Consider the following 15428-nt stretch of genomic DNA (forward strand, 5'->3'; position numbering starts at 1 on the left):
TATCACTACTGGTGCTTTAAATGTAGTAGTAAGATAGCTCCATCAAAGATATGGAGAACGGACATGGCGAAAGTATTGGTATTGAAGTCCAGTATTATGGGGGATCACTCACAAACCAGTCGTTTAATTGATGCATTTTTAAAACAACGTGCAGAAAAAGGCTTGCAAGATGACGTGATCATTCGTGATTTAGCGACATTGAATTTACCTGTACTTGATGCTGAAATTTTCCATGCTTTACGTGGTGCTGAAAATGTGACTGCACCAATTCAGAAAATTATTCAGTTATCAGATGAATTAATTGCTGAGCTTAAAGCAACAGATTTATTACTAATCGGTGCTCCGATGTACAACATGAATGTTCCGACTCAATTGAAAAATTGGTTCGACTTGGTTGCTCGTGCCCGTCATACATTTAGATATACCGAAACCTATCCACAAGGTTTAGTGAATGGTGTCAAAGCAGTTGTGATGAGCAGTCGTGGTGGTATCCATCTCGGGCAGATAACCGATGCGGTAACACCTTATCTTCAGTCAGTTTTAGGCTTAATGGGCATTAATGATGTTCAGTTTGTCTATGCTGAAGGGCTAGATATGTCCGCGTTGAAAGTAGATGCTTTAGCTCAAGCCCATCAGCAAGTACGAGAAATTGCAGTTTAAAATAGCAAAACCCCTTACTGTCGACTTGGCAGGATCGGACTAGCAGGGTGCCTGTTTGTCCGATTTTTTTTATGCATTAAATCTGCTTCATCTTTATCAATGAATCTTGTTCGTCGAATAAAAAAGCCCCATCGAAAGGAGGCTTATTGTATAAACATGATGATTCAATTAACGAATGTTTTTCCACCACTGTTTAAAGGCTTGCCGATCATTGTCCAGTTCAACCAATTCGCCGATCATTGGGGTTGCTAGGCGATACTTCCTTGTTTTTGAATATTCGACAATCCGAGTAATCGGTTCGTGCCAAGCATGTTTGGCTAAGCTAAATTTTGAGTGATGTACAGGAATCATATTCCGTGCATTCAGTTCTTCAGTAGCTTGAGCGACTTCATCGGGATGGCAATGTACTGAACGCCAAGCGGCATCGTATTGTCCATTTTCCATCAATGCCCAATCAAAGGGACCATATTTCTCTCCAATCTCGATAAAGTGTTTGTCATAACCACCATCACCGGTATAGAAGATCTTTTTATTCGGAGATTGAATCACGAAAGAAACCCATAAATTTTTACCTCCATCAAAGGCACGTCGTGAATCATGATGGGTGGTTTCAGTGATAATGGTAATGCCATCATCAAACTCGATTCTGTCACCCCAATCTCTTTCGATGAGTTTGTCCTTTGGATAGCCCCAGTATTCAAAGTGTTCGCCTACACCTAAGCCTGTAATCACATATTGGACTTTGTCTTTAAGTTTAAGTGTGGTTTCGTAATCCAGATGGTCATAGTGATCATGTGAAATCAGTAGATAATCAATCTCAGGTAAATCTTCTACCTTATAAATATCCGTTCCTTTATAGGCACGGGTTCCCCAAGGAAAGGGAGATGCTTTGCCACTGAGGACGGGATCAATTAAAAAGGTTTTACCATGCAGTTGCATAAATACTGAAGAGTGTCCAAACCAAATGATGACATCCTGTTTGGAATCAAGGTCGAGCAGATTGGTTTTAATGGAAGGAATCGGATCAATTGGATTACGCTGAGGAATGGTTTTAATAAAGGTTTTATAGAGTTCAACCGCAATACTTGAGCCTTCACTCATGCCAGATTTTTCAATTAAATTTCGAAATTGGCCTTGTCGATAATTGGGAGAGTTCTCGATCAATTGGAGGCGTTTACCAGAAGGGATTTTACCGAATAGGGGTTGTTGGGTATATATGGCACTGCCAGTAATGAGCAGAGCAACAGCGATAGCAAAAAGAATAAGCATAGATAGCGTCAACCTTTTCATTTGAGCATTCGATACCACAGTAATAAAAACTAAAAGCGACAAAATGATGAAATAGAGTTTAAAAGTCGACGAATGAAAACTTGCCTATTGTTATTGAATCTTTAGCTAAACGAAGAAGAACTGAATTTTTACTTGCTAAATTGAATGTGTATTGATGTGATTGAGCAAAAGGAAGTCATTTAGCGGGGCTTGGTTTATGCTAGACTATGCATGGTTACGGTGTTGCAAATCACTGTGTGTCAATACAACGAGTAGGTAACATGATCGGGCAGCAAAGAAACATATTGGCAACTTTAGGAATAGATGTTTGGATTCCGAGAGAAGTGGTATGTCAAAAAAATACTGCACCGAGTCTATGGCGAGATCAAATTGTTGAAGAAACGTCACAGTCGCTGACACCAATATTAGATGTCGCACCAACGTCACAAGAAATTCAAATTGCATCGCGACAAACATTAGCGATTGCCGAAAAAGAAGTTCCTCAGCCTACAGAAATTATTGCAAAGCCTGTTGTTAAAGAAACAGTTGTTGAAAAAGAACAGATTGTTATTACAACTCAAATTCAGGCATTTGAATTGCAAATGTATGTTTTAGAAAACTGTGCCATTTTGTTGGAAAGCAGTCAGCTCAGCGATGCACAACGTCAGCTCTGGCAAAATATTCAAAAGGCAAGATTGGGGCAATATGCAGAGCTGAAATGGCCATTTCCCTTGGCTGTGTTTCAAGAGAGCAGAGGACTGCCATCCTATATTCAAGGCTTTCTGGATGCTACGGCAAGCGGCAGAAAGATATTATGCTTAGGTCAACTGGACTTTATTCAGCATTCTAATATATTACATTTAGCGAGTTTAGAAGAAATGCTGGCTCAACCTGTCTTAAAAAGACGGTTGTGGCAGCTCATGCAATAAAGAACGGAAATCGAATCATGAAGAAAGTCGTTGTATTCAGCCAAATAGATCAGGACGTTATAGCGCAGTTACAGCAAGATTATCAGGTGGTGGTGCTCAATCCTAAGCTTGGTGATATCAATGAGCAGATTCGGACCGAAGTGGTTGATGCCGATGCCATGATTGGTGCAGGGCGTTTACTCAATGAAAGCAACTTGGCGCCTGCAAAAAAACTTAAAATCATTTCGACGGTGTCGGTTGGCTATGATAATTATGATGTCGATTATCTCAATCAAAAGAAAATTTGGCTCGCCAATACACCACACGTTTTAACGGAAACCACAGCCGATCTAGCCTTTAGCTTGTTACTGAGCGCCGCACGTAAGATTCCACAATTAGATGCTTGGACTAAACAAGGGCAGTGGAAGCGTACCGTTGCAACGGAACAGTTTGGGGTGGATGTTTTTGGCAAAACCTTAGGCATTATTGGATTGGGGCATATCGGAGCCGCGATTGCTCGTCGTGGTTTTTATGGTTTCAATATGAATATTTTGTACCATAACCGCCGTGAAAAGATTGAAGTGGCTCAGGCCTTCAATGCGCAATATCGTGATTTAGATCAGTTATTACAGCAATCTGATTTTATTGTGGTGGCTGTTGATTTAAATACTGAATCAAAAGCATTGATTGGCGCAGAGCAGTTTGACTTGATGCAAAAACATGTAGTCTTCGTCAATATCGCGCGTGGCTCGGTGGTCGATGAACATGCATTGATTGAAGCATTGCAGCAAAACAAAATCTTTGCTGCTGGTTTAGATGTGTATGCCAAGGAACCACTACAAAGTTCTCCATTGTTTGAGCTGCCAAATGCAGTGACTGCACCGCATATTGGTTCGGCAACCGCTGAAACACGTCAGAAGATGGTGGGTCTTGCTTATCAGAACCTGATTGATGCATTAGAAGATCGTACACCTCGCTATTTAGTGAATCCGAAGTTTGAATAATTGCTTACAATGCTGACCATTTGATTGCTGCATTATTGTGCGACCCCATCTTTTTAAGTTGATTAATATTGGTACACTTGCGCCCTTTGTGACTTCGTCTTGGGGTGTCTGGTGTTCGAGAAATTAGCTGAACAAAGTTTGGGTTTAATGGGTTGGGAAATTGACAATCATTGGGATTTAAATATTGACCAATGTGTGATGATTGCGGCTCCACATACCAGCAATTGGGATGCCTTATACGCCCGTTTAGCCTTGAAAGCTTTGGGTGTTCATGTTCGCCTCACCATCAAAGACAGTTATATGAAATTGCCGTTTGGTCCTTTTGTTCGTGCCATGGGGGGGATCGGTATTGATCGTCGTGTCAAACATGAAGGTCAAGAACGTCCAAGTATGGTTCAACTGATGAGTGATCTATTTAAGACGCATCCCAAGTTGGTGATGTTGGTCACTCCAGAAGGAACACGTGCCAAACAAGAGCAGTGGAAAACTGGTTTTTATCATGTCGCAATGACAGCGGGTGTGCCGATTGCGCTTGCATATATGGATTATGCCAAGAAAAAAACAGGCGTAGGAAAAATTGTTTATCCTACAGGGGATTATGAAAAAGATATGAAGGAGATTATGTCTTTTTATGCCACTATCAATGCGAAATTCCCAGAAAAATTTAGTGTAGATCAGCGTTACGTCGCGGCAGAGTAATTTAGTCGATTTCAAAAATCATAAAGTAAGGCGGGATTTTCCTGCCTTTTATAACACTTTGTTGCAAATTTCTCCTTTTTTCAATGCTATATTGAATTTCTTTATTAAAATCATAGAGAAACCACTTGAGATCGTTCCTGCTCGCCTGTGGCCTTTTCGCCACAACTCAACTGAGTCACACTGAGGTTTTTTTGCCTACGCATAGTGCTGGGCAAACAGAAGTGCCTGAAATTGGCAGCGGTATAGGTTTACTCGATCAACAAAAAGAAAAATTTATCGGTGAAAAAGTGTACCGTGAAGTGCATCGTCAAATGCCAACGGTGCAAGATGCATGGTTGGAAGATCAGTTTTTTCAGGTTTTTTCAGGTATTTTAAGTCAGACCCAACTTGGTCAACCGATTGGCTTGGTGATTATCAAAGATCCTCAAATTAATGCCTTTGCTGTGCCTGGTGGTTTATTTGCCTTGAATACTGGTTTGATTACTTCTGCTAAGAATCTGGATGAGATTGCAGGGGTCATGGCACATGAGATTGCACACGTATCACAACGTCACTATAGCCGTTCTCAAGAAGCATTTAAGGGGCAGGGCTTGCTTGCATTGGCAGGGATTCTTGTTGGTGCAGCCATTGCATCTCAAGCCGATGGCAATGCGGGTGCAGCGGTCATGATGGGGACTCAAGCGGCATTGATGGATAAGCAGTTGAGTTATAGTCGTAATCAGGAACGTGAAGCGGATCGTATCGGGATGCAGTTTATGTATGCTGCAGGTTATAATCCACAGAGTATGGCAGATTATTTTGAAACCATGCATCGTGCCACCAGTCGGGTCAGCTTTTTGCCAGACTTTTGGTTTACCCATCCTTTAACCACTGAGCGGATGAGCGAAGCCCGTTTGCGCGCTAATCAATTACCCAAAGTGAAATCAAAAATTTATGATCTCGATTTTGAAATTTTAAAACTCTACACTTTGGTGATTTCAAATCAGGCCACTGAAATCCAATTGCAGTCATTGGCTAATCAAAAGAATACTGCAGCTCAATTGGCATTGAGTAAGTTTTATCTAGAACAAGGTGACTATGCACAGGCACAAGCCAATCTGGACTTAGTGAAGCCGAAACTTAAAAATCATGTGCTGATTCCTTTGATTCAAACCGATATTTATTTGGGACAAAATAAGTTCGATCAGGCCTATGCCACAATTAATCCGATTCAAAAGACCATGCCGGAGAATAGAGCCTTATCTTATAAGTTAGCGGAAGTTCAGATTCGCCAAGGGCAAGTTGCGCAAGCACAAGCCTTGGTACAGCGCTTTATCCATAAAAACCAGCGTGATATTGAAGGTTGGCAACTGCTGCAGCAAGCCACCAATTTAGATAAGAGCTCACCATTACAGGCAGTCAATGTATTGGGTTATCGTGCAGAGGCAGAGTATTGGTCGGGTTATGAAGAAAATGCGATTAAGTCGATGTTACATGCACAACGGTTGGCGAAAGGCAATCTAGCCATGTCAGCTAAGATTGACTCGCGTTTAAAACAGATGCAAGATGAGCGCCGTATGCGACTCTAATTCCGATTAAAACAATTCAAGGAAGACACATGATTCAAGGGCAATGTTTGTGTGGTGCTGTGAAGTATCAATATCATGGAGAAATTGAAAACAGCATTTTATGTTATTGCAGCCATTGCCAACAGGCACAAGGTTCAATTGCAGGGTGGAATAGTCCGATTGAGCAAAGCAAATTTGAGCTGATTTCTGGGAAAGAGCAACTTAAAGAATATTTTCATACACCCAACAAGGCGCGTGTATTTTGTCAGAATTGTGCAAGCCCACTCTATTCTTATCGAAAGGATTTGCCTGATGTAATTCGTTTACGCCTAGGCACTGTGACAGAAGGTGATATACCCGCACCGAAGGAAGAATTTTTCCTGGAGCATAAACCAAAGTTTATTGAATTAAGATAAGATGACGAGCGTAAGTAATCGCTGAGAAGTTAGAACATTTATGAAGAAAATTTTAGTTTTTATTTTTGCGATCAGCAGTGTGGGGATCAGCTCGGCAGCATCGATTGAGCAATATGCAAACTCAGTGGACAAAATTCGTGGCGTATATGCGCAGGATATTCGCAGTTTTTTACGGAGTTTAAATCCACAAACGTCACAATTTACACCTGAGCAGCAAGCAAAGTATTGTCAGATTAATCAGCGTTATATTCAGGATATGTCAGATGCGATTGAACAAAATCGCTCATCACTACCACCGCAATACGCCAGTATGACCAAGCAAGATTTAATCAAGCAAGTGGTTGAATCAAAAGAAATGCAAATGCTTGCGAAATATAATGTTCAGTGTGATTTTAAATAATATGACGATATCTGAACAGCTTGAAAATATTTTTACAGAAGAAATTGTATTTAAAGATGCAAGAGGCCACTTAGTGGGTTTCTTAAAAGAATCAAAAGCAAAAACTATCGTTTTAAATTATGATGATGTGGGCGAAAAAGTCACAAATAAGAGTTGTATAGATGAAATAGATTTTAAGATTGAAGCGATTGTTTACCAAAATAATTGTCTACTTGGATATAGTGATGTCAGAATATATGTAGCTTTAGGTGAATGTCATATAGAAAAAGCGATTGGAGTCGTATCTTCAGAGTTGGGAAATTTAATTTTGTATTATAGTATGGACAGCGTAGAAGAAGGCGAAATATACGCATATTCTTCAGATCTTATTTATCAGTCTACTTAAACTTGCTGATCTATAATAGATATAGCAAGACACAGAGAAGTATTTTGAGCTAATACAAACGTATGCGTTAAAATTTTGGCTTAGCTTAATTTTGCTTTAATTTTAGCAGATACTTGTGCAGGATCGGCACGCCCGGCTATGATCGGACGTAGAGAATTCATCACCTTACCCATATCTTTCATGCTAGTAGCTTCTTGAGCAGCAATCGTTTGCTCAATGATGGAATCAAGTTCTTCCTCAGTCATAGCGGCTGGTAGAAATTGAGAAATAACCTCAACTTCGGCTTGTTCCTTACTAGCTAAATCATCTCGACCAGCGCCAGAAAAGGCCTTGATCGATTCTTTACGTTGTTTAATTTGCTTTTCAATGACCGCAAGAACCTGAGCATCGTCAAGCTCAATGCGCTCATCGACTTCGATTTGCTTAATTGCTGCCTGTACACCACGAAGAACCGTTACTGTTGCCATATCTTTGGCACGCATTGAGTTTTTTAATACGTCAGTAATCTGGTTTTTTAAAGTATTCATAGTATTTTCAGCAGTCAATCACAAATTAATTAGTAAAGGCGAGTAGTACGTACAGATTCGCGAGTCAATTTCTTTTGATAACGCTTAACTGCAGCAGCTTTTTTGCGCTTACGTTCTTGAGTTGGTTTCTCATAGAATTCGCGCTTACGAACGTCAGCTAAAACACCAGCTTTTTCGCATGAACGTTTGAAACGACGGATAGCTACGTCTACTGGTTCGCCTTCTTTCAACTTAACTTGTGGCATGTAAAATCCTCTAAGATGATGGATAAGATCTAACGCACTATTGCACTAGATCGCAAGTGAAGGTCAGTATTTTACTCATTTACAACTCAGATCACAAGTCTATAATAGCTCTGATATTACTTTTGATCGTTGTAAAGGCAGTTTAATGATTGTTTTGGGCTTAGAAACTTCGTGTGATGAAACTGGGTTAGCACTCTATGATAGCGAGCTCGGCTTACGTGGACAGGTTCTATATAGCCAGATCAAATTACATGCAGAATATGGTGGCGTCGTTCCTGAATTGGCTTCACGTGATCATGTTCGTAAAATGATTCCTTTGATTAATCAACTGCTTGAGCAAAGTGGCGTCAAAAAGCAAGAGATTGATGCAGTGGCTTATACCCGTGGTCCAGGACTGATGGGGGCATTGATGACAGGTGCTTTATTTGGCCGCAGTTTAGCCTTCGCATTTAATAAGCCTGCGATTGGTGTGCACCATATGGAAGGTCATATGCTTGCACCATTACTTTCGGAAACTCCACCGGAATTTCCGTTTGTAGCGTTACTGGTTTCAGGTGGGCATACCCAATTAATGGCAGCCTATGGGATCGGTCAATATGAATTGCTCGGTGAATCGATTGACGATGCAGCGGGCGAAGCCTTTGATAAAGTCGCAAAAATGATGAAACTGCCTTATCCAGGTGGTCCAAATATTGCGAAGTTAGCCTTACAAGGTGATGCCAAAGCATTTGAATTCCCGCGACCAATCTTGCATCAAGGGTTGGATTTTTCTTTTAGTGGTCTTAAAACAGCAGTTTCAGTACAACTGAAAAAGTTAGGTGAAGAAAATCGTGATGCCGATGTAGCTGCATCTTTCCAAGAGGCTGTTGTCGATACGCTCGCTAAAAAATCAGTGAAAGCTTTAAAACAAACGGGTTTAAAACGTTTGGTGATTGCCGGTGGTGTTAGTGCTAATCTACGTTTGCGTGAACAATTAGAAACTTCACTGGCAAAGATCAAAGCTCAAGTTTATTATGCCGAACCCGCATTGTGTACGGACAATGGCGCCATGATTGCTTTTGCTGGATATCAGCGTTTAAAAGCTGGGCAACATGATGGTTTGGCGGTAACGACAACACCAAGATGGCCAATGACTGAGTTACAACCGACCTAAGAGGTAACTCGTAATTTTGTTTGGGTGCTATGCTTAAAGCCAATCCTCATTATTATTTTATTTAAAAATCAGATCATTCATTTTTATGCAGGCTAGCGGTGACAGTTTAGAGTCACTGCTATCTTGTTAAATTATTTATTTTTGATGAGCTAAAACTCATTGTGGAGTACAAAAGTTGAAAATTTCTTATATTTTTACATGTGGCCGATTAGAGTCTTTATTTAAGATTCTCTGCCTCACTCAACAAGGTGAGAAAAAAGTCGAGTCAAAAGAAAAGGTGGTTGAACAATATAGAAAAGATATCGCTTTAGGGCGTCCTTTTGAAGAAACTGAACTTTATCAAATAATTGAGAAAAGTGAAGAAAAGATTGTTATTAATCGCTTGAGTAATATTCTTCGAGAAAAACCTACTCAGCAGAAGAGTAGCTTTGATGCAGACGAATATAAGACAGGTGCATGGTCTGAGTTTAGTGATTATAAGCTGGCAGTTCGATTCTCAAATGCGAAAACTGAGTTAAGTGAAAAGCACTTTGCGAAAACTGGTGAATACATGACCAGTCGTGGTATTGCAAAATTGACAGGTTTCAATCCAAGCAACATTAAGAATATGTTGCATCATAAAAGAAGTGTGGTGAGAAAAATGCTCACGACATTGGAAAAATTAGCTAGAGAGTATTGATATTTAAGCTCTATCATTGATGCAGAGAAAATTGATTTCTCTGCATCAATGATAATGAATCATTGTGGGTTAGTATCAAATTTTAGTTTGTATTTTCAATAATGAATTAATAAAAAAGGCAAAATAATGTGGTCGGTTAAAGCAGCAACGATAGCTGCATGGTTAAGTATAATTATTATTGCTGCGGCAGCAGTGTTTTCTATTTATGTTTTAAGTATTCCCTGTGTTCCTGATCGGATCTGTGAGATGCCACCAATCCATTTATTCTTTTTCTTGGCATTAATTATCTCGGTAATCTGTAATTTTATTGGCGTCATTTTGTCGATCATTGGATTGAAGAAAGAAGAACCCATTAAAAAATTAGCCAAAGAGGCATTAAGTTTTAACGGGAAAATCATCGCTTTTAGCTTTGTAGCGGGAATGTTGCTACTTTTGATTTTAATGACTTAGACAAATTGCTAGGTCAGTTGTTGTGAACGATCTGCTTTAGACAATACTGCTAGACAAACAAAAATTAATGCCATGCCAACCCAACCAATAGGTGCTAATTGCTCACCGACTAATAAAACAGCAAACAAGGCGGCAACAAGTGGTTCAAATAAGGTAAGAGTGGTCGCGGTACTTGCTGAAATGGTTTTCAAGGCATAACCAAATAACAGATAACCGAGAAACATTGGAATCAGCATCATATAACCGACAACATACAAATTCACAGGCTCATCAAACAGGTTTGAACCTGTAAAAAATAATGTAGGTAGTAAGATTAAAGCACCGAAGCCAAAAATTAATCCCATGGAGGCCTTTGAGTCGACTCCACGATCAATCATCTTTTTGGCAGCCCAAGAATATAAAGAATAGGTTAGGGCAGCGATCAATCCAAGAATAATGCCAATAGTTTTCTGATCTGTTGCAATAGTCTGTGCTGATCCTTGGGAATGTGATTCCCCTATAGATAGCAATAAGACACCAGCCACACCAAAGATAAAGCTAATAAACCACTTTTTAGAGAGTGCTTTTTTATCAAAGAACTTTTCCAGTAATGCAGTAAATAAAGGGGCTGAACCAATTGAAACCACTGTACCAATGGTAATCCCCGCCATTCGCATCGACGAATAGAAAGCCAGTGGATAAATCGCAACCGAGACCATACCAATCAACAATAATGGATAATAAGAGCGAATTTGAGGTAAATGACTGCGGATATTTTTATGGGCCAATAGGGCTTGTAATAAACCACCGCCACCCATTGCGATTGCACCAATCGCTAAAGGACTTAAATTTGGGGCATAAGAGGCGGCTGTGCCTGTCGTTCCCCATAAAATAGAGGCAATGAGGACTGCAATAAAACCAGAATGAGCACTGAGGCTAAAAGAGGTGCTACTCACTTTGAAACCTCTTGTTCTAATAGGTTCTGAACCATTTGTTTTGCAGCAAATACTTTGTCACTTGAACTTTCTAAACCGGCACGGGCAATAGAACCTTCTAAGATAAATGAAAGCAGTAGTGCTTGTTCTTTGACTCGTTGTGGGTTGGTACTGAGTTGCTGTAAATGACCCGCTAAAATCGCTTCAATTTCATCTTTATGCTGTTTAACAGCCAAACGTTCAGGACTATGTGCTGGGAATTCAGCTGCTGCATTGAGTAGACCACAACCACGAAAACCTTTTTCATAAGCAAATTCGGCATGATCTTGATAGGCATCAAAAACTGCCAAAATACCATCGACTGGTGTTTGGATTTGAGCTTTTCTTTTTTCATATAAATCTAGCCATTCTTGATGACGGGCTTCGATATAACAAGTGATCAAGTCTGATTTGGTGGCAAAATTATTGTACAAAGACATTTTGGCGACATTGGCTTTCTCTGTAATGCTATTGATCCCTGTATTGCTAATGCCATCGTTATAGAACAGGGTGGATGCTGCATCTAGGATTTTTTGTTTTGCTGATTTCGAGTTCATAAGAAAATATATTTATGTATACCGATCTACCTAATTCTATGGGAAAGTAAATTATTTGCAAGGAAAAATTGGAATTTCATTGAATTCTGATGAACAGCATGTCATCGATTAAAACGCTGACATTGCGCTTTAATCGATAGATAAGTTATTCAATATTTTTCTTACTGTGGATAAAAGCCAATCCATACACAGGCCATTTCTTCTCGGATTTTAGATTGTTGACCAGCCACGCCACCATGACGAGTGCAATTGAGCCTAATAACACAGGGAAGAATAAGAAACTCCAGTGGTATTGAATGGTATTGGCGGTTAGCAAAATCACCAATGGATTTGCCCCAGCAGGTGGATGAACACAACGCAGAAGTTGCATGGCTGCGATGGCACAACCGACAGACAGAGCAATGCTCAAAGCGGATGTACCAAAAACTTTAAGAAATAGTAAGCCAATAAAAGCCGAGACAAAATGTCCCAAAATTACATTGCGAGGTTGAGCCAAAGGAGATTGCGATACGGCATATAAGATCACACAGGTTGCGCCAAAAGGAGCCATGATAAATAGATTGTGGGTGAATTTACTGAGCAGGATTAAGATCAAGATGCTTAATGTGCCGCCAATTAAACTTCTTATAATATCAATGGATTGGGGTAAGGGAGCAAGATGTTCTCTACCGTTGAATAAAGATAACATGGTGATCTCACGACTGGGTTGCTTTATAGCGATAATAGAACTAAAATTATAAATAGTACAGATCTGTACTATTTTGAATGAGTAAATCTTTATGTCAAAGTCTGCTGATAAAATTTTGCATACCGCAGAAAAATTATTTTATGAAAATAGTTTTGTTGGGGTCGGAGTTGACCTTATTCGAGATGAATCTGGCTGCTCAAAAACCACGATGTACACCTATTTCAAAAATAAAAATCAATTGGTGAAGTCGGTCTTAGAAGCACGTGATGAAAAGTTTAGGCAGCGTTTATTGGATTATGTGGCGGAGGCAACAGGACGAGAGGCATTGAACAGGTTGATCGATTGGCACTTATTATGGTTTCAAGAAGATAACTTTAAAGGATGTTTATTCGTCAGAGCTGTAGCTGAGTCACATTTGGGCGATCAAGACATTATCTCCGTGTCAAAAGAACACAAAGTTTGGATTAGAAACTTAATCACAGAATATTTGCACACTTATCCAAAGGCTGAGATGTTGATTGAGGTGACTTATACCTTGATTGAAGGGCTCATTAGCCGCTTTTTGGTCGAAGGCTATGATGCAAAGGTGGCAGCGGAGATTAAGGATTCAGTGAACCAAATGATTGATACTTTGAACGCTCCGAGGAACTAGATCGTAAAAGGAAATGATGAGCTTGTTTGGCTTGATGAGTCTTTGAAGTTTCAGCAAAGACTCATCAACGTGTTCAGTTCATTTAATCCTTAAATGCATTCTGATCTTCTACATCTACATATTCGATATAACCACGACCTTGAACAGGGGCATTTAAATATTCACCTGTGAAGGTATAAGCACTGGCATAACCAATGCCATGACCATAACGGAATGGACTATCAATTTCTGCTGTGATATCTAAAATTTTCTGATCAGCATCATCCTTGACAGACCAAGAGAATAATTGCGGTAAGCGCATTTTCTTACCACTTGGCGAAACATAATCATCAACTTGATGTGCAATCACCTTGAATTCGACATTGGTGTAGACTTCAGCAGGCTTATCGGTATGACGTACATGCAATGTATAGGCTGCTGGTTGGCCCAAAATATCAGCTTTGGTGAGTAATAATTGTGTGGTATCCGTCAAATTGATAATTTGGTAGGTAAAGAAATCGAGTGGTAATTTATATGGTTCAGGCAACAGCTTTTTCACCACGCCATGTGCACCTGTAGCGCGAGCATATTCATAGGTACATAAGCCTTCGGCAGGCGTGACTTTCCCTTGATACTCAAGCTGACCTTTGAAGTTTGCCAATAAACTAAAATGATCGTAAATCGGGGTTTTAATAAACCATGAGATTTTATCGGTGACATCTAAATCAAATTCGAAGTTGAGTCCGTGATAGGCACCTTTGAGATGAATATTTGGTAGAGTTCCTTGAATAGAGACTTCTTCACCCAGCTCAATGCTTGTTCCATTATCTTGAATATTGGTCTGTTCTGGAATGATATAGGCTTTTAATAGATGTTCATCTAGCGCCGCAGTGCTGGAGAAAAATGTTGCAGTCTTTCTTGGGTCACCTAAAGTAATATCATCATGGTCAAATGCAAGTGCTCCTGGTGTTCCCAGTAAGATCATAATATTTAAATAACGATGTGGCTCAGGAAGCAGAGGAAAGAAAATTCCATAATGTGTCCACGTATAAAAATTACCATCAGTACGTGGGCGAATGATGTCTGGTTCTGAAAAGGGTGTTGTTGAATATTTTACGGCTTTATCAAGCGTACCTTGTGCCAATAACAGGCTTTTACCCAAAATTTTGCTGGTCAGGGATGTCGGTGGCAATTGTTTCTTCATCTTGTTTCCTAAACTCAATCCATGCTGTGACAGCTAGATTATGAGAAACAATTGCCAATGCTAAGCGGAAATAAGGACAAAGCTACAGCTTTTCAGGACATTTATGCAGAGGCTTTGTTCGACAATTTTTCTAGATTTTGCGAGCCAATCCAGTGCTTTGAGAACTGATAGGCTGCACGTCCAGAACGCTGACCACGGGCTTGGCACCACTTCAGACTTTCACCACGAACTAGATCGTTATATTCCAAGCCTGCTTTCGCAATGTAGTGCTCTACAATTTGTAAATACAATTGTTGATCCATTGGATAGAAGGAGAGCCACATGCCAAACCGATCCGAGAGCGAAATTTTTTCTTCAATTGCTTCTTGCGGATGTAACTCGGTGTATTGCGGTACATCCACCTTACGTACAGGCGTATTTTCGTGCATAAACTCAGGCAGTAAATGACGGCGGTTACTGGTTGCATAGATAATAAAATTGCTTGAGCCAGATTGCAGTGAACCATCTAAAACGCTTTTTAAACTACGATAATTTTCATCTTCGGCATTGAAGGCCAGATCATCGCAATAAACGATGAATTTTTCAGGACGATGTTCAATCAGCTTTTGAATTTTGGGTAAATCAGATAAATCATCACGCTCAATTTCAATTAAACGTAAGCCTTGAGCGGAGTACTCGGTGAGGAGCGCACGTACAATCGATGATTTTCCAGTACCACGAGAACCTGTCAGTAAGACATCATTGGCAGGCAGACCATTCAGGAACTGTAAGGTGTTTTGAATGATTTTGTCTTTTTGTCGTTCAATGCCTTTTAAGTCTTCCAAATGCATTTTTTTAGGTTGTTGTATGGCGACCAGCTGCTGATTTTCCCAACGGAATGCGATTGCTGAAAAGTCAGTTGGTTGCTTTGGTGCAGGGAGAACTTGCTGAAGCTGTGTTAAAACACTCGATAAAGATTGAAGAATAGATTCGGGTAAATCAAGGATAGCCATACATATAAACCAAACTCAATGATGAATAGGGATACTATCACTGCTATTACCGAAATAAAGA

Annotated in this window: 20 protein-coding genes; 12 read left to right on the forward strand and 8 right to left on the reverse strand. The window is 40.0% G+C overall.

Features of this window, described 5'->3' with window-relative positions:
* Nucleotides 1-63: 63 nt before the first annotated feature.
* Nucleotides 64-660, forward strand: a complete 597-nt coding sequence (locus F896_RS12850) for an FMN-dependent NADH-azoreductase (protein WP_016163164.1) — start codon at nucleotides 64-66, stop codon at nucleotides 658-660.
* A gap of 168 nt (nucleotides 661-828) precedes the next feature.
* On the opposite strand, the gene F896_RS12845 is transcribed toward F896_RS12850, so the two are convergent.
* Nucleotides 829-1929 (reverse strand): MBL fold metallo-hydrolase, encoded by a 1101-nt coding sequence (locus tag F896_RS12845; RefSeq protein ID WP_016163165.1) that lies wholly within the window; start codon nucleotides 1927-1929, stop codon nucleotides 829-831.
* 281 nt (nucleotides 1930-2210) lie between these two features.
* Here F896_RS12845 and F896_RS12840 point away from each other — a divergent pair, with 281 nt between their 5' ends.
* From F896_RS12840 to F896_RS12810, 7 genes are all read left to right on the forward strand, one after another.
* Nucleotides 2211-2858, forward strand: coding sequence for a hypothetical protein (locus F896_RS12840; protein WP_016163166.1), 648 nt, complete (start codon nucleotides 2211-2213; stop codon nucleotides 2856-2858).
* Between the two features lie 17 nt (nucleotides 2859-2875).
* Nucleotides 2876-3841, forward strand: a complete 966-nt coding sequence (locus F896_RS12835; protein WP_016163167.1) for a 2-hydroxyacid dehydrogenase — start codon at nucleotides 2876-2878, stop codon at nucleotides 3839-3841.
* A 111-nt stretch (nucleotides 3842-3952) separates the two neighbouring features.
* Nucleotides 3953-4540, forward strand: coding sequence for a 1-acyl-sn-glycerol-3-phosphate acyltransferase (locus tag F896_RS12830; protein ID WP_016163168.1), 588 nt, complete (start codon nucleotides 3953-3955; stop codon nucleotides 4538-4540).
* A 170-nt stretch (nucleotides 4541-4710) separates the two neighbouring features.
* Nucleotides 4711-6108, forward strand: a complete 1398-nt coding sequence (locus F896_RS12825; protein WP_228130618.1) for a M48 family metalloprotease — start codon at nucleotides 4711-4713, stop codon at nucleotides 6106-6108.
* 29 nt (nucleotides 6109-6137) lie between these two features.
* On the forward strand, nucleotides 6138-6503 hold the full coding sequence (locus tag F896_RS12820) for a GFA family protein (protein WP_016163170.1): 366 nt from the start codon (nucleotides 6138-6140) through the stop codon (nucleotides 6501-6503).
* A 40-nt stretch (nucleotides 6504-6543) separates the two neighbouring features.
* On the forward strand, nucleotides 6544-6903 hold the full coding sequence (locus tag F896_RS12815; RefSeq protein WP_016163171.1) for a hypothetical protein: 360 nt from the start codon (nucleotides 6544-6546) through the stop codon (nucleotides 6901-6903).
* Entirely contained in the window at nucleotides 6881-7288 is a 408-nt protein-coding gene (locus F896_RS12810; RefSeq protein ID WP_016163172.1) for a hypothetical protein, read from the forward strand. The genes F896_RS12815 and F896_RS12810 overlap by 23 nt, the downstream gene beginning before the upstream one ends.
* A gap of 80 nt (nucleotides 7289-7368) precedes the next feature.
* On the opposite strand, the gene F896_RS12805 is transcribed toward F896_RS12810, so the two are convergent.
* Both F896_RS12805 and rpsU read right to left on the reverse strand, forming a co-directional pair.
* A complete protein-coding gene (locus F896_RS12805) occupies nucleotides 7369-7815 on the reverse strand; it encodes a GatB/YqeY domain-containing protein (RefSeq protein ID WP_005295570.1) in 447 nt (148 codons plus the stop codon).
* 29 nt (nucleotides 7816-7844) lie between these two features.
* Complete coding sequence (gene rpsU, locus F896_RS12800; protein WP_004652785.1) at nucleotides 7845-8060, reverse strand: 30S ribosomal protein S21; 216 nt, start codon at nucleotides 8058-8060, stop codon at nucleotides 7845-7847.
* Between the two features lie 145 nt (nucleotides 8061-8205).
* On the opposite strand from rpsU, the gene tsaD reads away from it, so the two are divergent.
* The 3 genes from tsaD to F896_RS12785 all read left to right on the forward strand — a co-directional run bounded on the left by tsaD (nucleotide 8206) and on the right by F896_RS12785 (nucleotide 10342).
* The gene (tsaD, locus tag F896_RS12795; protein WP_016163173.1) at nucleotides 8206-9213 is read left to right on the forward strand and encodes a tRNA (adenosine(37)-N6)-threonylcarbamoyltransferase complex transferase subunit TsaD; all 1008 of its coding nucleotides are present in this window, start codon (nucleotides 8206-8208) and stop codon (nucleotides 9211-9213) included.
* Between the two features lie 175 nt (nucleotides 9214-9388).
* The gene (locus F896_RS12790) at nucleotides 9389-9892 is read left to right on the forward strand and encodes a hypothetical protein (protein ID WP_016163174.1); all 504 of its coding nucleotides are present in this window, start codon (nucleotides 9389-9391) and stop codon (nucleotides 9890-9892) included.
* A gap of 126 nt (nucleotides 9893-10018) precedes the next feature.
* The gene (locus F896_RS12785; protein WP_016163175.1) at nucleotides 10019-10342 is read left to right on the forward strand and encodes a hypothetical protein; all 324 of its coding nucleotides are present in this window, start codon (nucleotides 10019-10021) and stop codon (nucleotides 10340-10342) included.
* 8 nt (nucleotides 10343-10350) lie between these two features.
* On the opposite strand, the gene F896_RS12780 is transcribed toward F896_RS12785, so the two are convergent.
* The 3 genes from F896_RS12780 to F896_RS12770 form a co-directional block, all read right to left on the reverse strand.
* On the reverse strand, nucleotides 10351-11277 hold the full coding sequence (locus F896_RS12780; protein WP_016163176.1) for a DMT family transporter: 927 nt from the start codon (nucleotides 11275-11277) through the stop codon (nucleotides 10351-10353).
* A complete protein-coding gene (locus F896_RS12775) occupies nucleotides 11274-11852 on the reverse strand; it encodes a TetR/AcrR family transcriptional regulator (protein WP_016163177.1) in 579 nt (192 codons plus the stop codon). Before F896_RS12775 ends, F896_RS12780 begins: the two co-directional genes overlap by 4 nt.
* Nucleotides 11853-11997: 145 nt before the next feature.
* Nucleotides 11998-12540 carry an HPP family protein gene (locus tag F896_RS12770; protein ID WP_004808313.1) on the reverse strand — a complete coding sequence of 181 codons (543 nt, stop codon included), beginning with the start codon at nucleotides 12538-12540 and terminating at the stop codon, nucleotides 11998-12000.
* Between the two features lie 91 nt (nucleotides 12541-12631).
* On the opposite strand from F896_RS12770, the gene F896_RS12765 reads away from it, so the two are divergent.
* Entirely contained in the window at nucleotides 12632-13192 is a 561-nt protein-coding gene (locus F896_RS12765) for a TetR/AcrR family transcriptional regulator (protein WP_016163178.1), read from the forward strand.
* An 82-nt stretch (nucleotides 13193-13274) separates the two neighbouring features.
* Here the strand turns inward: F896_RS12765 and F896_RS12760 are convergent, their stop codons facing one another.
* Complete coding sequence (locus F896_RS12760; protein WP_016163179.1) at nucleotides 13275-14375, reverse strand: DUF6670 family protein; 1101 nt, start codon at nucleotides 14373-14375, stop codon at nucleotides 13275-13277.
* Between the two features lie 101 nt (nucleotides 14376-14476).
* Nucleotides 14477-15367 carry an ATP-binding protein gene (locus F896_RS12755; RefSeq protein ID WP_016163180.1) on the reverse strand — a complete coding sequence of 297 codons (891 nt, stop codon included), beginning with the start codon at nucleotides 15365-15367 and terminating at the stop codon, nucleotides 14477-14479.
* Nucleotides 15368-15428 lie beyond the last annotated feature (61 nt).

Source organism: Acinetobacter genomosp. 15BJ, assembly GCF_000400715.1.
GTDB lineage: Bacteria > Pseudomonadota > Gammaproteobacteria > Pseudomonadales > Moraxellaceae > Acinetobacter.